17 protein-coding genes are annotated in these 21,097 nt (G+C 66.5%); 8 read left to right on the top strand and 9 right to left on the bottom strand.

Annotation, left to right across the window (positions count from 1 at the left end):
• Nucleotides 1-40 precede the first annotated feature (40 nt).
• Nucleotides 41-2,161: a 5'-nucleotidase C-terminal domain-containing protein gene (locus tag KVT32_RS01445; RefSeq protein WP_152384738.1), complete on the top strand. Its 2,121-nt coding sequence runs from the start codon at nt 41-43 to the stop codon at nt 2,159-2,161.
• 13 nt (nt 2,162-2,174) lie between these two features.
• Here the strand turns inward: KVT32_RS01445 and KVT32_RS01440 are convergent, their stop codons facing one another.
• The 5 genes from KVT32_RS01440 to KVT32_RS01420 all read right to left on the bottom strand — a co-directional run bounded on the left by KVT32_RS01440 (nt 2,175) and on the right by KVT32_RS01420 (nt 7,941).
• Complete coding sequence (locus tag KVT32_RS01440; protein WP_056318953.1) at nt 2,175-2,933, bottom strand: ABC transporter ATP-binding protein; 759 nt, start codon at nt 2,931-2,933, stop codon at nt 2,175-2,177.
• Nucleotides 2,930-3,814: an iron chelate uptake ABC transporter family permease subunit gene (locus KVT32_RS01435; protein WP_128828812.1), complete on the bottom strand. Its 885-nt coding sequence runs from the start codon at nt 3,812-3,814 to the stop codon at nt 2,930-2,932. Before KVT32_RS01435 ends, KVT32_RS01440 begins: the two co-directional genes overlap by 4 nt.
• Before the next feature lie 91 nt (nt 3,815-3,905).
• Nucleotides 3,906-4,850, bottom strand: a complete 945-nt coding sequence (locus KVT32_RS01430; RefSeq protein ID WP_217617667.1) for an ABC transporter permease — start codon at nt 4,848-4,850, stop codon at nt 3,906-3,908.
• A gap of 76 nt (nt 4,851-4,926) precedes the next feature.
• On the bottom strand, nt 4,927-5,877 hold the full coding sequence (locus KVT32_RS01425; protein WP_217617545.1) for a siderophore ABC transporter substrate-binding protein: 951 nt from the start codon (nt 5,875-5,877) through the stop codon (nt 4,927-4,929).
• A 42-nt stretch (nt 5,878-5,919) separates the two neighbouring features.
• Nucleotides 5,920-7,941 (bottom strand): ligand-gated channel protein, encoded by a 2,022-nt coding sequence (locus tag KVT32_RS01420; RefSeq protein ID WP_217617544.1) that lies wholly within the window; start codon nt 7,939-7,941, stop codon nt 5,920-5,922.
• A gap of 211 nt (nt 7,942-8,152) precedes the next feature.
• Here KVT32_RS01420 and KVT32_RS01415 point away from each other — a divergent pair, with 211 nt between their 5' ends.
• Complete coding sequence (locus KVT32_RS01415) at nt 8,153-8,866, top strand: response regulator transcription factor (RefSeq protein ID WP_152384742.1); 714 nt, start codon at nt 8,153-8,155, stop codon at nt 8,864-8,866.
• Nucleotides 8,866-10,269: an ATP-binding protein gene (locus KVT32_RS01410; RefSeq protein ID WP_217617543.1), complete on the top strand. Its 1,404-nt coding sequence runs from the start codon at nt 8,866-8,868 to the stop codon at nt 10,267-10,269. The genes KVT32_RS01415 and KVT32_RS01410 overlap by 1 nt, the downstream gene beginning before the upstream one ends.
• Nucleotides 10,270-10,306: 37 nt before the next feature.
• Here KVT32_RS01410 and KVT32_RS01405 read toward each other — a convergent pair whose 3' ends face one another.
• The 3 genes from KVT32_RS01405 to KVT32_RS01395 form a co-directional block, all read right to left on the bottom strand.
• Nucleotides 10,307-11,125: a TatD family hydrolase gene (locus KVT32_RS01405; RefSeq protein WP_217617542.1), complete on the bottom strand. Its 819-nt coding sequence runs from the start codon at nt 11,123-11,125 to the stop codon at nt 10,307-10,309.
• An 80-nt stretch (nt 11,126-11,205) separates the two neighbouring features.
• Complete coding sequence (locus KVT32_RS01400; protein ID WP_056318936.1) at nt 11,206-11,919, bottom strand: ABC transporter ATP-binding protein; 714 nt, start codon at nt 11,917-11,919, stop codon at nt 11,206-11,208.
• Nucleotides 11,912-13,192, bottom strand: coding sequence for a lipoprotein-releasing ABC transporter permease subunit (locus KVT32_RS01395; protein WP_056318935.1), 1,281 nt, complete (start codon nt 13,190-13,192; stop codon nt 11,912-11,914). Before KVT32_RS01395 ends, KVT32_RS01400 begins: the two co-directional genes overlap by 8 nt.
• Nucleotides 13,193-13,322: 130 nt before the next feature.
• Between KVT32_RS01395 and KVT32_RS01390 the strand changes: the two genes are divergently transcribed.
• Together KVT32_RS01390 and recJ are read left to right on the top strand one after the other, a co-directional pair.
• Nucleotides 13,323-14,273 carry a hypothetical protein gene (locus KVT32_RS01390; RefSeq protein ID WP_217617541.1) on the top strand — a complete coding sequence of 317 codons (951 nt, stop codon included), beginning with the start codon at nt 13,323-13,325 and terminating at the stop codon, nt 14,271-14,273.
• Nucleotides 14,255-15,955 carry a single-stranded-DNA-specific exonuclease RecJ gene (recJ, locus tag KVT32_RS01385; protein WP_217617540.1) on the top strand — a complete coding sequence of 567 codons (1,701 nt, stop codon included), beginning with the start codon at nt 14,255-14,257 and terminating at the stop codon, nt 15,953-15,955. Before KVT32_RS01390 ends, recJ begins: the two co-directional genes overlap by 19 nt.
• 134 nt (nt 15,956-16,089) lie before the next feature.
• Here recJ and KVT32_RS01380 read toward each other — a convergent pair whose 3' ends face one another.
• Nucleotides 16,090-17,400 carry an MFS transporter gene (locus KVT32_RS01380; RefSeq protein WP_371825558.1) on the bottom strand — a complete coding sequence of 437 codons (1,311 nt, stop codon included), beginning with the start codon at nt 17,398-17,400 and terminating at the stop codon, nt 16,090-16,092.
• 254 nt (nt 17,401-17,654) lie between these two features.
• On the opposite strand from KVT32_RS01380, the gene prfB reads away from it, so the two are divergent.
• The 3 genes from prfB (at nt 17,655) to lysS (ending at nt 21,092) form a co-directional block, all read left to right on the top strand.
• A protein-coding gene (prfB, locus tag KVT32_RS01375; RefSeq protein WP_108696343.1) for a peptide chain release factor 2 occupies nt 17,655-18,759 on the top strand; the annotation gives its coding sequence in 2 pieces (ribosomal slippage) (nt 17,655-17,735 and nt 17,737-18,759; 1,104 coding nt in all).
• Nucleotides 18,760-18,802: 43 nt separating this feature from the next.
• Nucleotides 18,803-19,558 carry an SDR family oxidoreductase gene (locus KVT32_RS01370; protein ID WP_175155758.1) on the top strand — a complete coding sequence of 252 codons (756 nt, stop codon included), beginning with the start codon at nt 18,803-18,805 and terminating at the stop codon, nt 19,556-19,558.
• A 10-nt stretch (nt 19,559-19,568) separates the two neighbouring features.
• Nucleotides 19,569-21,092, top strand: coding sequence for a lysine--tRNA ligase (gene lysS / locus KVT32_RS01365; RefSeq protein ID WP_056318923.1), 1,524 nt, complete (start codon nt 19,569-19,571; stop codon nt 21,090-21,092).
• The last annotated feature ends 5 nt before the right edge of the window (nt 21,093-21,097 follow it).

Here is a 21,097-nt window from a genome sequence, read left to right as displayed (position 1 = left end):
CCGTCCCCAAAATTCTTTCCTTCAACACGGAGGAAAGACGGTGAAGCCACACCTACGCAAGATCTATGCAGTCACCGCCAGCTTTGCGCTGGTAGCCGGTCTGTCCGCCTGCGGCGGCGATGACGATGACGACGACACTGCCGCGCCCGAGACGCCGCCGCAGGCCAGCGTGCCGCAAGGCGCCACGCTGGACGTCGCGATTCTGGGCACCACGGACCTGCATGCGAACGTGCTCGGTTATGACTATTACAAGCTTGCCGAAGACAAGAGCTACGGCATGGACCGCACGGCCACGCTGATCGCCAATGCGCGCAAGCAGCACCCGAACACGCTGCTGTTCGACAACGGCGACACGGTGCAGGGCACGGCGCTGTCGGACTATCAGGCGCTGGTGTCGCCGGTGCAGTGTTCCGACATGATCGCGATCTACAAGCAGATGAAGCTGCTGTCGTACGACGCGGCCACGATGGGCAACCACGAGTTCAACTACGGCCTGCCCTATCTGTCGCAGATTACCAATGTGGACTTCGGGCTGGCCGGCATCGGCAAGGGCACGGCGCAGACGAACCCGGCGGGCGCCAAGGATTGCGCCGCCCCGGCATTTCCGTTCGTGTCGGCCAACGTTGTCTCGGCCGCCTCCAAGCAGCCGATCTTCAAGCCGTACGTGCTGCTGGAAAAGACCTTCAAGGCGACCGACACCACTGGCAAGTCCATCGACGTGCCCCTCAAGGTGGGCGTGATCGGCTTTGCGCCGCCGCCCATCATGCAATGGGACAAGGCCAATCTGGAAGGCCACGTGGAAGTCACGGGCTGGAAGGAGACCGCGGCGCGCTACGTGCCGGAGATGAAGGCCGCGGGCGCGGACCTGGTGGTGGCGCTGGCGCATGGCGGCATCGACCTGGCCACGGCCTACAGCCCCGACATGGAAAACGGCGCGGGCTATCTCAGTCAGGTTGCGGGCATCGATGCGCTCATCACGGGCCACCAGCATCTGCTCTTTCCCGACACGAACGCCAAGTCGCAGTTTGCCGGGCAGCCGGGCGTCGAACTGGAAAAGGGCTTGATCAACGGCGTGCCCACCGTACAAGCCGGCCAATGGGGCAACAACCTGGGCCAGATCACGCTCAAGCTGGCGTACGACCAGGGCTGGAAGGTGCAGAAGGACGCCACGCAGGTGCAACGCATCTCGACAAGGCTGACCGCGCAAAGCGGATCCACGCCCGCGACCTACGTCGCGCCTGACTCGGCCGCGCAGCAGCTGGTGCAGGCCGAGCACGCCGCGACCATCGGCTATGTGAAGACGCCGATCGGCCAAAGCCAGTTCGACATGGCCACGTACTACGCGCTGGCAGGCGACGTGTCCGCGCTGCAGATCGTGAACATGGCGCAGATCGACTACCTGTCCGACTACATCGCCAAAAACAGCCCGTCGTACGCGGGCCTGCCGATCCTGTCGGCTGCAGCGCCGTTCAAGGGCGGCCGCAACGGTCCCGGCGACTTCACGTATGTGAAGCAAGGCAACGTCGCCATCAACAACGCGGCCGACCTGTACCTGTACCCGAACACGCTGCAAGTGGTGCGAGTCAGCGGCGACATCGTGCGCCAGTGGCTGGAGAAGACGGCCGAGCAGTTCAAGCAGATCGACCCCGCACAGGTCGCGCCGCAGGACCTGATCGACACCGGCTTTCCCACGTTCAATTTCGACGTGCTGTATGCGGCGGGCAACGCGCTGCGGTATGAAATCGACGTGACGCAGCCGAAGGGCTCGCGCATCAAGGCGCTGACGTACAACGGCGCGCCGCTGGACCTGACCGCGCAGTTCCTGGTGGTGACCAACAATTACCGCGCCAGCGGTGGCGGCGATTTCCCCGGCTTGGCCGGCGGCAAGGGCGACATCGTGCTGCAAGCGCCGGATGCCAGCCGCGACGTGTTGATCGCCTACATCAAGAAGAACCCCACGCTCGACCTGGCCACTTTCGGGCTGGATCGCAGCTGGCGCTTCACGCAGGTGAGCGGGCTTGCCGGACCGGTGGTGTTTTCGTCGGTGCCGGGCACGCTGGCGATGGCCACGGCGCACGGCGTGACCAACGTCTCGGTGTACGACGCGACGCCGGACCCGGTGACGCAGCTGTCGCGTTATGCGCTTGATCTGACCCAGTAAGCGGCCCGCCGCCTTACCGGTAGTAGACGCAGATGCGCTTGCCGCCGATTTCGTGCACGTCAATCGGCAGCTCGTACAGATCGCTCAGCACGTCCGGCCGGATCAGTTCGGCCGGCGTGCCGTGCCGGGCGATCCGCCCCTGACGCATCGCCACGATGCGGTCCGCGTAGCTGGATGCGAAATTGATGTCGTGCAGCACCAGCACCACCGTCTTGCCCAGTTCATCGGCTGCCCGGCGCAGCGTGCCCATCATGGCGACGGCGTGCTTCATGTCCAGGCTGTTCAGCGGCTCGTCCAGCAACACGTAGCGCGTGTCCTGGCACAGCACCATGGCCACGAACGCGCGCTGGCGCTGGCCGCCGGACATCTCGTCCAGGTAGCGGCCTGCCAGCGGCTCCAGATTCAGATACGCGATGGCCTGGTCGATATGGACCTTGTCATCCATCGTCAGCCGCCCGCCCGTGTGCGGGTACCGGCCAAACGCCACCAGATCCCTGACCGTCAACCGCAGCGGCAGATGGTTGTCCTGACGCAGGATGGCCAGGCGCCGGGCCAGCTCGCGGCTGTCCGCGCGCGTCACGTCCAGGCCTTCGACCAGCACCCGCCCCGCGCTCATCGGCAACAGCCGGCTTACCATGGACAGCAAGGTGGACTTGCCCGCGCCGTTCGGCCCGATGATGGCGGTGACGCCGCCTGCCGGCAGATCCAGGCTGACATCGTCGATGACGACGGTGTCGCCGTATTGCTTGCTGACCTTCTGGATTTCTATCATCGGCGCCCCCTGCGCAGGATCAGGACGAGGAACATCACGCCGCCCACGAATTCAATCACCACGCTGACCGTGGTGTTCAGCCCCAGCACGCGCTCCAGAAGCGTCTGGCCGCCGACCAGGAATATGACGCTCAGCAGCATCGCGGCCGGCACGGTGTGGCGGTGCCGGTCCGACCCCATGGCGTGATACGCAAGGTTGCTGACCAGCAGGCCGAAAAACGTCACGGGCCCGACCAGAGCCGTCGACACGGACACCAGCACCGCAATGGCCGCCAATGTCAGCATGAGCGTGCGCCGGTAGTCGACGCCCAGGTTCAAGGCGATATCGCGCCCCAGCGCCAGCACGTCGTAGCGCCGGCGCATGCGCCAGATAAGGAGCGAAGCCGCGCAGACGGCCGCCAGCGCGATCGGCAGCAACTCGATGCGCACCGAATTGAAGCTGGCGAACATGCGGTCCTGCAGCACCAGGAATTCATTCGGATCGATCAGCCGGACGACGAAACTGGACAGGCTGCGAAACAGCAGTCCGAAGACGATGCCAACCAGCATCATCAGATGCAGGCTGCGCACGGCATCGGAGAACAGCCAGCGGAACAGCAGGCACGCGAACGCCGTCATCGCGCACACTTCCAGGAGAAAGGCCGCGACCGGATGACTGGCGGTGGCCGCCGCCTGCCCAAAGCCGAACACTACAACCGCCTGGATCAGCAGGTACATCGCATCGAAGCCCATGATGGCGGGCGTCAGGATGCGGTTGTGGGTGATCGTCTGGAACAGCACCGAAGACACGGCCACCGCATAGGCCACCAGCAACATCGCCAGCAGCTTGCCGCCGCGAAAAGGAATGACGAATGACCACTGGCCATTGGCGCCCAGCGTCATGAAGGCCACGATGCAGAACAGCGCGAATGCGCCCAGCGCTGCAAGACGCCACGTCTGCGGCGCGCGCGCGGCAAAAGGCGGTATCGAGATATCAGCCAACGCGGTTCCTCCGCGTGCGCAGCAGCCACAAGAACAAAATGCTGCCCAGCACGCCCACCACCGTCCCGATCGGGATTTCGTAGGGATGGATGACCAGGCGGCCAATGATGTCGCAGGCCAGCACGAACACGCCGCCCAGCAGCGCCACCCACGGAATGGCGCGGCGCATGTTGTCGCCCAGCACCAGACTGACGGCATTGGGCACGATGAGGCCCAGGAACGGGATGCTGCCGGCCGTCACGACCACCACCGCTGAAATGGCGGAAACGATCAACAGGCCCACCAGCGTCAGCCGTGCATGATTCAGTCCCAGGTTGGACGCGAACTCGCGGCCCATTCCCGCAACCGTGTAGCGGTCGGCGGCGGCATAGGCCGCGCAGGCCAGCGCAAAGCCGATCCACAACAGTTCGTAGCGGCCGCGCAGCACGCCGGAGAAGTCGCCGGTCGTCCACGCATGCAGGGATTGCAGCAGATCGAAGCGGTACGCCACGAAGGTTGTGACCGCCTGGATCACGCCGCCCAGGATCAGCCCGATCAGCGGCACGATGAACGGCGTGCGTAGCGGCACGCGTCGCAAGAGGGCCAAGAACAACAAGGTGCCCGCCAGCGCGAAGCCCGTGGCCGTCAGCATCTTGCCGATGACGGGCGTATCGGGCGCCAGCAGCGTGATGGCCAGAATGCCGAGGGTGGCGGACTCGACGGTGCCGGCCGTCGAGGGCTCGACGAAGCGGTTGCGCACGAGCATTTGCATGATAAGGCCGGCCACGGCCAGCGCCACGCCCGCCAGCAGCAGCGCAAGCGTGCGCGGTATGCGGCTGACCATCAGCAGGCGCCACGCGCGCTCGCCCGCCTCGCCGCCGCCCCACAGCGCGGTCCATGGCATCTGGCCCGCGCCCACGCTGACGCTGGCCACGCACAACAGCAGCAATACCACCATTACGGCGGCCAGGCCGCCCCACCCGCCGATTGCGCGCCGCCAGTTCACCAGCCGCCCTTCCCGTCTTGCATGCTGTTTACTTTCCCTGCGCCAACGCCGCCGCGATCTGGTCCACGTTCTGCTGCATCGCGGTCAGGCCCGCGCTGCCCAGCAGGTACCAGTTAAAGCCGTTCAGGTACACCACGCGCTGGTTCTTCCAGGCTTTGGTCGGACGCACCAGTTCGTTGTCCAGCATGCGCTCGGCCGACACGCCCTCGCGGCCGATGGCGGCGTCGCGGTCGATGACGAACAGCCAGTCCGGATCGGTCTGGGCGATGAACTCGAACGAGATCGCCTGGCCGTGGTTCGACACGTTCAGGCCCGACGCGGCGGGCTTGACGCCGAACGCGTCGTGGATCACGCCAAACCGCGAGCCCGGGCCGTAGGCGCTCATCTTGCCGCCGGTGGTCAGCACGATGAGCGCCGTGCCGGCGTTGGCCGCCTTGCCCTTCAGCGATGCAATGGACGCGTCCAGCGCCGCCAGCTTTGTCTTCGCCTCGTCTTGTTTGCCGTACAGCGCGGCCAGCGTTTCGGTATTGCGCTTGACGCTGCCGACCAGATCCTTGGCGTCAACCGTCAGGTCGACCGTGGGCGCAATCCTGGAGAGCTCGTCGTACTTGGGCGCCGAGCGGCCCGCCACGAAGATGACCTGCGGCGCGGCGGCGTGGATGACCTCGTAGTTGGGCTCGAACATCGTGCCCGCCTTGAGGTAACGCTTGTCCGCAAACTGGCTCAGGTGCGGCGGCAGCTTGGCGGCGCTGGGCACGCCCACGGGGTCCACGCCCAGCGTGTGCAGGGTATCGAGCACGGCCAGATCCAGCACGATGGCCTTGGTTGGGTTCGACGGCACCGCCGTCTCGCCACGCGCGTGCTTGACCGGCGTGGTGGACTGCGCGGCGCAAACCGCTGCCGCCGCGCTCAGCGCCAAGGCCATGCCGGTACGCGTTGCCCAGCGGCGGGCGGCGCCCGCCTGTTTTCCATTGTTCATGCAAACCTCTCTGTAATGGGGCGCTCTCGCGCCCCGTCAAACTCAGAACTTCACGCCCACGCCCAGCCAGTAGCGGCGGCCGTCTTCGACATAGCCGAAGTCGTCGTAGGCGACCTGTTTGTCGAACAGGTTGTAGATGCCGGCGTACACCGACACGGTCTTGTTGACGGCGTACGAACCGCCCAGGTCCACGAAGGTGTAGGACGGGGCCACCAGCGCGTCCGAGGACGGGCCTGTGGTCGGCTGGCTTTCGCGGCCGCGGAAGTTCACGCGGGCCCACGCCTGCAGCGCGTCGGACGGCTGCCAATTGACCGTGGTCGTGAACAGATGCTTGGGCAACTGGTTCAGCGGCTCGCCCTTGTATTGGCCGGATTTCTGCTCCGACTTCGTGAAGGTGTAGCTGCTGGTCATCGACCAGTCGGCCGCCAGCGGCAGTTTCAGGCTGGCTTCCACGCCGCGCGACACGGCCTTGTCCACGTTCATGTACGTGGTGGGATCCGAGCCGAATTGGTTGGGCCCGTCCGTGCACTGCGTCAAGGGGCAAGCCACGCGGGTGATCTTGTCCTTGAAGTCGTTGTTGAACAGCGTGACGCCGGCGCTCGCGCCTTGGCCGTCGTCATACAGCAGGCCGATTTCCTGCGTCACCGACTTTTCGGGCGTCAGGTCCGGGTTGCCGTACATATTGCCGCCGCGGCTGGTCTGGCCCCAGCCGGCCACGGTCTGGCGCAGGTCGGGCGCGCGAAAGCCCGTGGACACGCCGCCCTTCAGGGTCCAGCGTTCGGCCATGTGCCACACGCCGTACAGGCGCGGGCTGAAGTGGTTGCCGAAATTCTCGTCCTCGTCCATGCGCAGGCCGGTCGTGACGGCAAAGCTTTCGGTCAGGCGCCATTCGTCTTCGGCGAACAATGCCCATTGATACCGTTCGACCTTGCTCGGGCCGCCAGCAAGCTGGTTGCCCGTCTGATCGTTCAGGCGCTGGTTCAGGTAACTGCCGCCCAGCGTCAGCATGTGCGAACCCAGCGGCAGCGACCAACTGGTCTGCAGATCCAGGTTCTTGATCTTCATCTGGCGCGAACGGTTGTCGAACGCTTCCTGCTGCACGTAGCTGTCGGACACGCCCCAGCCCCAGCGGCCGGTATGCGACAACGCCCACTTGCTGCTGCGGTAATCGGTCTCCGAGGACGCCGGGCAGCCCGTGCGCGGGCACGCCGTGCCGGGCGGCAGCGGCTCGACCGTCTTGCCCAGGGTGTCCTGGAACTTCTGGCGCATCGTGGTCGCTTCCAGCACGATGTCGTGATCGCGGTTGGGCGTGAGCGCCAGCTTGGCGGTCACGCTTTCGGCATTGCGCTTGCGAAAGCCGTTGTAGATGTCGTCTTCGTCGCGCTGCGTGGCCTGGCCGTAGATCTGCAGGCCCAGCAGGTCGTTCTTGATCGGGCCGGCCAGGTAGAAATTGCCCTGGTAAATGTCGCCCGAATTGCTGCTTTCCTGGATGGTTGTATCCATGCGGATTTCGCCATGCCATTCTTCAGGCACCTTGCGCGTGATGATGTTGATCACCCCGCCCATCGCGTCCGAGCCGTACAGCGACGACATCGGCCCGCGCACGACTTCAATGCGCTCGATGGCCGACAGCGGCGGCGTCCAGCCGCCTTCGACGCCCGTCGAATCCGAGTTGGTGCGGGTTTCGCGCGAGTTCTGACGCTTGCCGTCGATCAGGATCAGCGTGTACTTCGGTCCCATGCCGCGCAGGCTGATGTCCTGGCGGTCGCCGCCGCCCGTGACGATGACGCCGGGCACTTCGACCAGCGCGTCGTTCAGGTCGCGGTAGAACTTCTTGTCCAGGTCTTCGCGCGTGATCACGCTGATCGAGGCGGGCGCATCCTGGATGCGCTGCTCAAAACCGCTGGCCGTCACGACCACCGTGTCCATCGTCGTCGTGGCGTCCGCGGCCTGGGCCCAGACCGCTTGCGGCGCAATGCCGAAACCCGCGGCGCACAAGGCGGCGGCCAGTTGCGTGCGCGACGCGGCGATGCGCTGGCCCGTGGCCACTTCTTTCCTGCTCATGATTCCAACTTCTCCCGTCCCCGGTTTGCACCGCGCCCCACGCGCGGCGTTACGCCGGCTCCCACTTATTAATGAAAACCATTCTCATATTAGAATTGGGGCTTGCAGCACGCGGCAACACGCTTTCCGCAACTTTTATCTTCTTTGCACTTCTTGACACTGCGCCGTGCCCCCTTCGGCCAAACTGCCGGATGCACGACGCCCAACACGCATGCTCTTGAATCATTCAGCGGTGGCGCGCCGCATCCTGCTCATCGACGACGACGTCGAGCTGGCGCAGATGCTGCGCGAATACCTGGAACCGAATCAGTGCCAGCTCACGCTGGCGCACACCCGCTCGCAAGGCCAGACCCTGCTGGCGCAGGACGACTTTGACCTCGTGCTGCTGGACCTCATGCTGCCCGACGGCAACGGTCTGGACCTGCTCAAGCACTACCGCCAGCGCTCACGCCGCCCCGTCATCATGTTCACGGCGCACGGCGGCGAGACCGACCGCGTATTGGGGCTGGAATTCGGCGCCGACGATTACCTGGCCAAGCCGTTCAGCCCACGCGAACTGAAGGCCCGCATCACGGCCGTGCTGCGCCGCTTCGAGCACGCCCCCGCCCCCGTCAGCCCGTCCCTCAGCCTGGGCGCGCTCTCGCTGGATCCGGCGACGGGCCGCGCGCGCCTGGGCGAGGACGAGGTCATGCTGACCGGCGCCGAACAGCGCATTCTGGAAATCCTCATGCGCGCGCCCGGCCAGGTGATCGCGCGCGACCAGATCGGCCTGTATGCGCTGGGCCGCGCCCCAGACCGGTACGACCGCAGCATCGACACGCACATCAGCAGCCTGCGCAAGAAGCTGCGCCTGGATCAACACGCAGACATGCTGTCCATCCGGAATCTGCGCGGGCTGGGCTACGTGCTGGCGGGCGCCGCGTGATGACGCTGCTGCCCGCCCGCTCGCTCTTCTGGCGCGCATTCCTGACGTTCTGGGGCGCCATGGCGGTCATCCTGGTCTGCGGCATGGTGCTGACCGCCAGCGTGGCCTGGTACCGCTTCAATTCGCTGGATGGCCTGAACCCGGGCAACCTCACGCGTGACGCCGCCCAGGTGGCGCGCACGCAGGGCGAAGGAGGCCTGGCGCGCTGGGTCCGCGCCATGGACGACAACTACTCGGCGCTGAAGATCTACATCATGGATGCAGAGGACCGGGACATCCTGGGCAGGCGCCTGCCCACGCGCCTGCATGATTGGCTGGTCGCGTACCGCGCGGGACCCGAGCGGGCCACGCAGTCCGACTACGCGCCGGCCGATCCCGCAGGCGAGCGCGTCTCCTGGTGGGATCCCCAGACGCTGCTGCTGCCGGACGGCTCGGAAATGCTGATGCTGTTCCTGCCCTTTGACTCGTCGCGCTGGGAGGTGCTGGCGTTGTCGCCCGTCGCGCTCGCGCTGCTGCTGTTCGCGCTGGCGGTCACTGCGCCCTTTTGCTGGGCGCTGACCCGCCACATCACCGCACCGCTCGCGCAACTGCGCCAGGCCACGCATGCCCTGGCCGCGGGACGCCTGGACACGCACACCCCGGCCAAGCTCGCCACGCGCAAGGACGAACTCGGCCTCTTGGCGCGCGACTTCGACGCGATGGCCGTGCGCCTGAAGGCGCTGGTCGATACGCGCGAGCAGCTCCTGCACAACGTCGCGCACGAACTCCGTTCGCCGCTTGCGCGCCTGCGCCTGGCCTCGGAACTGGCGCGGCGCAACGACGAGCGGCGCGATCTGCAGCTGGACCGCATCGAACGCGAATGCGAACGCCTGGACGCGCTGGTGGGCAACACGTTGCGGCTTGCCCGCGTGGGCGCGCTGCCCGTGCCCACCGAACCGCTGGATCTGTCGGAAGTCGTATCGGGCGTGGTGGACGACGCGCGCTACGAGGCGGCGGGCCGGCGCCTGCGCATCGATTGGGAAACACCGGCGCCCATCCTGATCGCCGGCGACCGCGCCAGCCTGGCCAGCGCGATCGAGAACGTGCTGCGCAACGCCCTGCGCTTCGCGCCCGCCGAAAGCGTCATCCGCGTATGCTTGCTGACCAGCGCCACCGAGGCCAGCCTTGAAATCGAAGACCGCGGTCCGGGCGTCGCCACGCAGGAACTCGCGTCGTTGTTCGAGCCTTTCTATCGCGCGGGATCGGCCGCCGCCGCCCACACGCCAGGCGGCGGCGCGGGGCTGGGTCTATCGATTGCGCAAGCCGCGATCGCCGCGCACAAGGGAACGATATCGGCCCGTAACGTGGCGCCGCAGGGCCTGAGCGTGCGCATGGACCTGCCGCTGCTGACAACGCCAGCGTAAGACGACGGGCACGGCGCCCGGGTCGAGGACGTGGCGGTCAGTCCGCGTCGGCCAGGATGGCTGCGGGCAGCCTGGGCAACACCCGCATGGCATTTGCGGTCGTCACGTGCGCCACCTGCCCCGGCGTGATGCCGCGCAGGTCCGCCAGCACCTCGGCAATACGTGCCAGTTCGCCGGGACGATTGCGGCGGTTTGGCTCGTGCAGCCAGGCGGGCGGAATGTCGGGCGCGTCGGTCTCAAGCACCAGATGCTCCAGCCCGACGTCCACCGCGTGCCGGCGAATCTGCAGCGCGCGCTCGAACGTCATCGCGCCGCCCATTCCCAGGGCAAATCCATGATCGATGAAGGCCTGCGCCTGCTGGGCGCTGCCATTGAACGCGTGCGCAATGCCGCCGATGCGCGGATGGCGGCGCAGGTATTTCAGCAGGATGTCCTGGGATTTGCGCACGTGCAGCAGCACCGGCAGGCCAAATTCGACGGCCATGCCCAGCTGCGCGGCGTAGAAGCGCTCCTGGCGCTCGCGCGGCTCGCCGGACGAAATTTCCGGCACGAAGAAATCCAGTCCGATTTCGCCAATGGCGACAAAGCGCGGATCGCCAAGCGATGCCTTGATCGCTTCGCGCAACGCGTCCAGATCGGCATCGTCAGCGCGTTGGACGTACAAGGGATGAATGCCCAGCGCATAGGCGCCGCCGGCGATGCTGGCGGCCAGGTCACGCACGATGGCGAAGTTGGCCCGTTCGATGGCCGGAATCACGATGGCCTGGACGTCGGCGCGGGCGGCGTGGTCCGCGACCTCGGTGCGGTCGGCATCGAATTCAGCGGCGTCCAGGTGGCAATGGGTGTCGATGAGCATGGGCGTGTCCTCCGAATGCGGATTATCCGCCCGCGGCCGCCGTGCGGACCAGCGACCGGCGGCTTTCGCTGCGGACCGGGCTAGCCGGACACCAGGCGGCCGTTTTCCATCAGCAACTGACGGTCGGCGCGGGCGGCAAGTTCGGGATCGTGCGTCACGATCGCAAATGCCGTGCCCGACTCCTGGTTCACCCGGGTCAGCAATTCGAACATGTTGTGGGCGGTGTGGCGGTCCAGGTTGCCCGTGGGCTCGTCGGCCAGGACGCACACCGGTCGCGTCACCAGGGCACGCGCCAGCGCCACGCGCTGGCGTTCGCCGCCCGACAACTGCCCCGGAAAGTGGCCTTCACGGGCCGACAGCCCCACCAGGCCCAGGACTTCGCGCGCGGCCTCGCGCGCCTTGTCGCGGTTCTCGCGGCGCACGATCAGCGGCATCGCCACGTTGTCCAGCGCGGAAAACTCCGCCAGCAGATGGTGGAATTGGTAGACAAAGCCCAGGCTGCGGTTGCGCACCGCGCTTTTCCGCGATTCGGACAGCCCGATGCCCAACTGGCCATCAACGGTGATCGAACCGCTGGTGGGCACGTCGAGCAGTCCAAGGATATGCAGCAAGGTGCTCTTGCCGGATCCCGAGGCACCCACGATGGCGACCATCTCGCCGCGCGCGACGGACAGGCTGACGTTGCTGAGCACTTCGATGCGGGCGGGGCCTTCGTCGTAGACCTTGACGATATTCTCGGCCTGCAGTGCCGGGGTGGCGCCGGCCTGGGGCGTGTGCGTCGGGGAATCAATCATGGCGCAGCACCTGTGCGGGTTGCAGGCGCGAGGCGCGCCAGCTCGGATACAAGGTCGCCAGCAGGGACAGCACCAGCGAGGTCACGCCGATGGTGACGATGTCACCCACCTGGGGATCGGACGGCAGCGCGCTGATGAAATAGATCTCGCGCGGCAGGAAATGCACGCCCAGCATGCGCTCGATGAACGGCACGATCACATCGACGTTGTAGGCGATGGCAATGCCGCCGGCCACGCCCAGCAAGGTGCCGATCACGCCGATCAGCGCGCCTTGCACCAGGAAGATGCGGGCCACTTCGCCCGGCCCCGCGCCCAGCGTGCGCAGGATGGCGATGTCCGATTGCTTGTCCTTGACGGCCATGACCAGCGAGGACAGCAGGTTGAACGCGGCCACGGCCACGATCAGCGCCAGGATCAGGAACATCATCCGCTTTTCGGTCTGGACCGCGGCAAACCAGGTGCGGTTGTTGCGCGACCAGTCGCTGGCCATGACATAGGGCGGCAGGACGTTGCGCAGCTCGGCCGCCACCTCGGGCGCCTTCTGCATGTCGGCGATGCGCAGGCGCACGCCGGCGGTGCCGCTTTCGCGGAAAACGCGGGCGGCGTCTTCGTTGTCGACGAATGCCAGCGAGGAATCGTATTCATAGTGGCCGGACGAGAACACGCCCACCACGGTGAACTGACGCATGCGCGGCGCGAAACCGGCCGGGCTGATCGAGCCCTGGGGCGCCATCATCAGCAGCGTGTCGCCCACCTTGACGCCCATGCCGTCGGCCAGTTCATTGCCCAGCACCACGCCGAAGCCGCCGGGTTTCAGGTCGGTCAGCTTGCCCGACACCATTTGCCGGGGCAGGTCCGACACATTGCCCTCGGTGGCCGGATCGATGCCGCGCACCTGAACGCCGCGCAGCGCCTGGCCCCTGACCAGCATGCCCTGCGCCGCGACGAAGGGCGCGCCCGCCTTGACCTCGGGGTTGCGCTCGGCGGCGGTGGCAAACTGTTGCCACTGCTCCAGCACCCGTTCGGGCGACGCGCCGGGAAGGTAGAGTTCGATGTGCGGCAGCACCGACAGCATGCGATCGCGCACTTCTTTCTGAAAGCCGTTCATCACGGACAGCACCACGATCAGGGCGGCGACGCCCAGCGCGATGCCCGCCATGGAGCTGGCGGCGATGAAGGAGATGAAGCGATCGCGGCGGCCGCGTCGCTGGCGGATACGGGCAAGACCCGCATAGCGGGCGCCGATCCAGAGTTCGTAGGGTATTTTCAGCACGTGCGCATTATTGCATTAACCGTCCGCAAATCGCCGCGCGGATGTGCGGATCCTAGACCAGCCGTGACAACGTATGGCAGTTCCGGAAGGCGCTAAGTTCCCCATGCCGCCGCGGACTACAATCGCGCCCATGCTGATCGTCATTCCGGGCGCGTTGCCCTCCCTTCCCGTCGCCGCCGAACTGGCCAAGCTCCTGCCCGAGCGCGCGCCCACCCTGCACGGCTGGCTGCAGGCCGCGGCCGCCCGTCTGCAGGCTTACGACCTGCGCGCCCACGGCTGCACGGCCTTCGAATCCTGGCAACTTGCACGCTCGGGGTACGCCGCCGAGCCCGGCCTGCTGCAAAGCGCGGGCCTCGGCCCGCTGCTGGCCGCAGAACAGTCCAGTGCCTCGCCGCAAGAGCCCGTCTGGCTCTGCGAGCTGGTTCATCTTGCCCTGGGCGCGGACCAGGCCTCGTTGCTGGATCCCGCCTTGATGGACCTGACGGAATCCGAAACGGCCGCCCTGCTGGAGACCGCCCGCCCCCTCTTTGACGGCACCGGCTTCTCGGTCGAGCCGCTTTCGCCCCAGCGGTGGCGGCTGCGCCTGCCGGCGGACCTGCGCCCCCAGACGGCCAGCCCGGCAGCAGTGGCGGGAAAGCGCCTGAATGACTGGTGGCGCCAGGATGCAGAAGCGCGTCCGTGGCGGCGCCTGCTCAATGAGATCCAGATGGCGTGGCACGAACACCCCGTCAACGATGACCGGGCCGCGCGCGGCCTGCCGCCCGTGAACGCCCTGTGGCTGTATGGCGGCGGCACGCCCTGGACGGCGGCGCCCGCCAGCCCGGCCCAGGTGCTGACGGAACTGGACGCGCCGCAACGCGCCGGCGACTGGGCCGCCTGGCTCGACGCGCTGGCTGACCTGGACGCGCGCCATCTGCGCCCGCTGGCGGCCGCCAAAGGCCTGCCCGCCACGCCTATCGAACTGCTGCTACTGGGCGATGACCGCCAGGCCGCCCTTGACCTGAAACCGCGCGGGGGCCTGCTCGGCTTGCTGCCCGCGCCCAAGAAGAACTGGAGCGCCTGGTGGTCTCACCCCGCTTAACGATCCGTCCGGCCGACCTGGCCGCCTGCCACATCCTCGAATCCTCCGGCATCCATCCGCTGCTGGCCCGCCTGTGGGCCGCGCGCGGCGTGACCCATCCCGACCAGACCCGCCTCGCCTGGCCGTCCCTGCTGCCGCCGGCCGGCCTGACACACTCGGCGCACGCCGCCGCCGTCCTGGCCGACGCCATCCAGGCGGGCAAGAAGCTGCTGATCGTGGCCGACTACGATTGCGACGGCGCCACCGCCTGCGCGGTCGGCCTGCGCGCGCTGTCGGCCATGGGCGCGGATGTCGACTTCCTGGTGCCCAACCGGTTCGAAACCGGCTACGGCTTGTCGCCTGCCGTGGTCGAGCTGGCCTGCCGCCACCGCGCCGGCAAGCCCGACATCATCATCACCGTGGACAACGGTATCGCCAGCGTCGACGGCGTGGCCGCCGCCAATGCCGCCGGCATCGGCGTCGTCATCACCGATCACCACCTGCCGGGCGACACCCTGCCCGAGGCGCTGGCGATCGTGAATCCCAACCAGCCGGGCTGTGGCTTTCCGTCCAAGAATCTGGCCGGGGTGGGCGTCATCTTCTACATGATGCTGGCGCTGCGCGCCGAACTGCGCCGCCGCGGCGTGTATGCCCCCGACGGCGGCCCGCGCCTGGACGCGCTGTCCGACCTGGTTGCGCTGGGCACCGTGGCCGACGTGGTCAAGCTCGATGCCAACAACCGCCTGCTGGTCACGCAAGGCCTGCAGCGCATGCGCAGCGGCCGCCTGCAGCCGGGACTGCGCGCGCTCTTCGCCGTCGCCGGCCGCGAGCCGCGCAGCGCCAACGGCTTCGACCTCGGTTTCGCGCTGGGTCCGCGCATCAACGCCGCGGGCCGCCTGGCCGACATGAGCCTGGGCATCGCCTGCCTGACCACGGACGACGAGGCGCAGGCGCTGGAAATGGCGCGTGAATTGGACAACATCAACCGCGAACGCCGCACGATCGAAGCCGAGATGCGCGAGCAGGCGCTGGCCGCCATGGAAGCGCCCGACGCTGCCGCGGGCGCAACCGTCTGCGTGTTCGACCCGGGCTGGCACCAGGGCGTCGTGGGGCTGGTCGCCTCGCGCCTGAAGGAAAAATTCTGGCGTCCCACCCTGGCCTTCGCGCCCGCGGGCGACGAAGAGATCCGCGGCTCCGGCCGATCGATCCCCGACGTGCACCTGCGCGACGCGCTGGACCTGGTGTCCAAGCGCCATCCCAACCTGATCCGCAAGTTCGGCGGCCACGCGATGGCAGCCGGCCTGACGTTGGGCAAGGCTGATTTCCCGGCCTTCGCCCCCGCCTTCGACGCTGCGGTGCGCGAACTCACCGGACGCGACACCTTCGAACCCGTCATCGAAACCGACGGCTCGCTGGAAACGGGCTACGCCAACGCCGACGTGGCCGGCATGCTGCAACAGCAGGTGTGGGGTGCGGGCTTTGCCGCCCCCCTGTTCCTGGACGAATTCACCGTGCGCAACCAGCGGCTGGTCGGCGAAAAGCACCTGAAGCTGTCCCTGGAACGTGGCCACCAGCGCTTTGACGCCATTTGGTTCGGCCACGACCAGTCGCTGCCGGAACACATACAGGCGGCGTACCGTCTGGAACAAAACGTGTGGAACGGGATGGTGTCGGTGCAACTGGTGATCGAACACGCCGGATAAGGGCGCGACATTGTCTGACACCCCATCAGGCACAGTCCGCGCAAAAGGTCTGACACCCTCTGAGCCGCCGGCCCAAGCCGACGCGCCTCTCCCCAGGGAGTCAGACACCTATGAGACACCGCCTCCCAGCGGCGCTACTTATTCACCAGCTTCGCCGGCTGCGCCAGCGCCACCAATGCACCCACCACCAGGCAGCCGGCCAGCATGTACAGGCCCGTGTTCGTCGTGCCGGTCATGTCCTTCAACCAGCCCACCAGATACGGGCTGACAAAGCCGGCCAGATTCCCCACCGAGTTGATCAGCGCAATGCCCGCAGCCGCCGCCGTGCCGCCGAGCAGCGCTGTCGGCAGGCTCCAGAACAGCGGCAGGACCGTGCAGATACCGATGTTGGCCACCGTCAGCGCCAGAATCGCCAGCACCGTATTGCCGCTCCACACCGCCGACAGGAACAGCCCCACCGCGCCAAACAGCGCCGGCCACGCCACGTGCCAGCGGCGCTCGCGCTGCCGGTCAGAATTGCGCGAAATCAGGATCATGCCGATCACGGCGAACAGGTTGGGCACCGCCGTCAGCAGACCGATCGCCAGCGGGCTCTGCACGCCGGTGTTCTTGATGAGGCTGGGCATCCAGAAGCCCACCCCATACAGCCCCATCACGAATGAAAAGTAGATCAGCGCCATCGCCCACACCCGCGGCTTGGTCAGCGCGGCGCGGATCGGCGGATCTTCCTTTTGCTGTTCCTCGGCCGCAATGTTGCGGATCAGCACGGCCTTTTCATTGGCCGTCAGCCACTTGGCCTTGTTGATGCGGTCATCCAGATAGATCAGCACCAGCACGCCGATCACCACCGACGGAATCCCTTCCAGCAGGAACAGCCACTGCCAGCCCGACAGGCCGTGGTCGCCGTGAAAGGTCGCCATGATCCACCCGGAAATCGGGCCGCCGATGAGGCCGGACATAGGCACGGCGGTCATGAAGAACGTCGTGATGCGTCCGCGCCGGGCGGCCGGGTACCAATAGGTCAGGTACAGGATGATGCCCGGGAAGAAGCCCGCCTCGGCCGCGCCCAGCAGGAATCGCAGCAGGTAGAACATATGCACGCTGGTCACGAACATCATGCAGGCCGAGATGATGCCCCACGTGATCATGATCCGGGCGATCCAGATCCGCGCCCCCACCTTGTGCAGGATGATGTTGCTGGGAATCTCGAAGAGGAAGTAGCCGATGAAGAAAATACCGGCGCCCAGCCCATACACCGTTTCGCTAAATTGCAGTTCCTGCAGCATCTGCAGCTTGGCGAATCCCACGTTCACGCGGTCCAGGTACGCCACCACGTAGCAGACCACCAGCAGCGGCACCAGCCGCCAGCCCACCTTGCGGTAGATCCGGTCCTCTTCGTTGGCGTCGAGCGCCGGCGAGAGCCCGGGGGGCATCGTGTTTTCCATCACTGTCTCCATTCCTCTGGCGGGATAGGCCGGCGCGGGCCGGCGTTGTCGCGGTCCGCGCCCCAAACGGGGACATCGCGGCCATCAGGCAAGGCTAGAGCCGTCGGGTTGACAAAAAACTGAACAACTGGAATTGCCCCCGCGTAACCCGGGAAACAGGACCCGCCACCCGTGCCCGCGATGCACGCCCGCGAACAGGCTCCATCCACGGTAAAATGCCAGGTTTCGCACAAAGTCATCAGGACAGGATCATCATGGAAGCCGAACGTCAGAACCAGCTCGCAGCCCGCCTCGCCGACTACGCGGAGCGCGAACAGGCTCTACGGAGGTATCTTTGACTACGATGCCAAAGCTGAACGCCTCCAAGTCGTAAACGCCGAACTCGAAGACCCGGCCGTCTGGAACGACCCCAAGCACGCCCAGGATCTGGGCCGTGAAAAGAAATCGCTCGAGGACGTGGTGGAAACGCTCACGAGCCTGGGCGCCGGCGTGGCCGATTCCCAGGAACTCTTCGAAATGGCCGCCGCCGACGATGACGGCGACACCCTCGAAGCGATCGAACAGGACGCCGACGCCTTCCAGGAAAAGCTCGAAGCCCTGGAATTCCGCCGCATGTTCTCCAACCCGGCCGATCCCCTGAACTGCTTCCTGGACATCCAGGCGGGCGCGGGCGGCACGGAAGCGCAGGACTGGGCGTCGATGCTGCTGCGCCAGTACCTCAAGTACGCCGAACGCAAGGGTTTCAAGGCCGAGATCCTTGAAGAATCCGACGGCGAAGTCGCGGGAATCAAGTCGGCCACGATCAAGATCGAGGGCGACTACGCCTTCGGCTACCTGCGCACCGAAACCGGCGTGCACCGCCTGGTCCGCAAGAGCCCCTTCGACTCCTCGGGCGGCCGTCACACGTCGTTTGCCAGCGTCTTCGTGTATCCGGAAGTCGACGATTCCTTCGAGGTCGAAGTGAACCCCGCCGACCTGCGCGTGGACACCTACCGTGCCTCGGGCGCGGGTGGTCAGCACATCAACAAGACCGACTCGGCCGTGCGCCTGACGCACATCCCGACGGGCATCGTCGTGCAGTGCCAGAACGACCGTTCGCAGCACCGCAACCGCGCCGAAGCCATGCAGATGCTGAAGTCCAAGCTCTACGAACTGGAAATGCGCAACCGCATGGCCGAGCAGCAGAAGCTAGAAGACTCCAAGACCGACGTGGGCTGGGGCCACCAGATCCGTTCGTACGTGCTGGACCAGAGCCGGATCAAGGACCTGCGCACGAACGTCGAAATCTCCAACACGCAGAAAGTGCTGGACGGCGACCTGGATCCCTTCATCCAGGCCAGCCTGAAGCAAAACGTCTAAGTTCCGCGATTCTTCCCGCTTTCACGCACCCAGAGGTCCACGAATGTCCGACACCATTGCTATTCTCACCGGCGCTTCGCGCGGCATCGGCGCCGCCATGGCGCGCGGCCTGGTCAAACCCGGCACCCGCTTGATTACCCTGGCGCGCCGCGAAGACCCCGAGCTCGCCGCCCACGCGCGCTCGCAGGATGTGCAGCTGGAACAACTGTCCGTGGACCTCTCGGACCTGAAAGCGGCCGAATCCGCAGCCGAACGCATCTGCGCCGCGCTGCCGCGCGACGCCAAACGCTATCTGCTGATCAACAACGCGGGCACGGTGCATCCGGTGGCGCGCACCGACGAACTCACCGACGGGGCGGCCATCACCGCCGCCTTCAACCTGAACGTCACGGCCGTCATGCTGCTCACGGCTCGGTTCCTCGCCGCCGTCGTTGACATCAAGGCCGACCGCCGCATCCTGAACATCTCCTCCGGCGCGGGCCGCAATCCCAACGCCGGCTGGGGCGTGTACTGCGCCACCAAGGCCGCGCTCGACATGCACGCCCGCGTCGTCAAGCAGGAACAAGGCGCCGACGGCGCCCGCATCGTCGCGCTGGCCCCCGGCATCGTCGACACCGACATGCAGGCCGCCATCCGCGCAAGCGACCCCGAAAGCTTCCCCGCGCTGGCCAAGTTCCAGGACTTCCATGCCACCGGCAAGCTGTCCTCGCCCGCCAACGTAGCCTCCCGCATCCTCGCCTACCTGGATCGCGAAGATTTCGGCACGACCGAAATCGACGACATCCGCAATTACGACTGATCCCCCGACCATGACCGACCACTCGACCACTCCGGCACCCGCCCAGGATGAAAACCGCTTGATCGCCGAAAGGCGCGCCAAGCTGGCCAAACTGCGCGAAGCCGGGGTCGCGTACCCCAACGATTTCGTCCCGGACGCCCGCGCCGCGGCCCTGCATGACAAGTACGACGGCCAGGAGCAGGAAGCCCTGGCCGCCGCCGCGGTCAACGTCAAGGTCGCCGGCCGCATGATGCTCAAGCGCGTCATGGGCAAGGCCAGCTTCGCCACGCTGCAGGACAGCACCGGCCGCATCCAGATCTACCTGGATCGCGGCACGCTCGGCGAAGACGTCTACGCCGCGTTCAAGCAGTGGGACATCGGCGACATCATCGCGATCGAAGGGTCGGTCTTCAAGACCAACAAGGGCGAACTGTCGGTGCACGCCGCCTCGGCGCGCCTCTTGTCCAAGTCGCTGCGCCCCCTGCCGGACAAGTTCCACGGCGTCGCCGACCAGGAACTGCGCTACCGCCAGCGCTATGTCGACCTCATCATGACCGACGCCACGCGCCGCACCTTTGAAGCGCGCAGCAAGGCCGTGGGCAGCATCCGCCAGTTCATGCTGAACGCGGGCTTCCTCGAAGTCGAAACGCCCATGCTGCACCCGATCCCGGGCGGCGCGGCGGCCAAGCCGTTCGTCACGCACCACAACGCGCTGGACATGGAAATGTTCCTGCGCATCGCACCCGAGCTCTACCTCAAGCGCCTGATCGTCGGCGGCTTTGAACGTGTATTTGAAGTCAACCGCAACTTCCGCAACGAAGGCGTGAGCCCGCGGCACAACCCCGAATTCACGATGATGGAGTTCTACGCAGCCTTCGCGGACTACCGCTGGCTCATGGACTTCACCGAAGAGCTGATCCGCCAGGCCGCCATCTCGGCCACCGGCAGCGCCGTCCTGACTTACCAGGAACGCGAGCTGGACCTGTCCAAGCCCTTCGACCGCCTGACCATCTGCGAAGCCATCCTCAAGTACACCGACGGCTACACCCAGGCCCAGCTCGACGATCCGGCCTTCGTGCGCGCCGAATTGAAAAAGCTGGGCGCCGACGCTGACGGCCCCGTGCTGTCGCGCGCCGGCCTGGGAGCGCTGCAACTGGCGCTCTTCGAAGAGACCGCCGAAGCCAAGCTCTGGAACCCCACCTACATCATCGACTACCCGGTCGAAGTCTCGCCGCTGGCGCGCGCCTCCGATACCCGCGAAGGCATCACCGAGCGCTTCGAGCTCTTCATGACCGGCCGCGAAATCGCCAACGGCTTCTCCGAGCTGAACGACCCCGAAGACCAGGCCGAGCGCTTCCGCTCGCAGGTCGAAGCCAAGGACGCTGGCGACGAGGAAGCCATGTTCTACGACGCGGACTACATCCGCGCCCTGGAATACGGCATGCCCCCGACGGGCGGCTGCGGCATCGGCATCGACCGCCTGGTCATGCTGCTGACCGACAGCCCCAGCATCCGCGACGTCATCCTCTTCCCGCACCTGCGCCGTGAAGACTGATCGTC

The organism is Achromobacter sp. GbtcB20, from assembly GCF_019091095.1.
Taxonomy (GTDB): Bacteria; Pseudomonadota; Gammaproteobacteria; order Burkholderiales; family Burkholderiaceae_B; genus Achromobacter; species Achromobacter mucicolens.
This window is presented reverse-complemented; position numbering and strand designations above follow the sequence as displayed.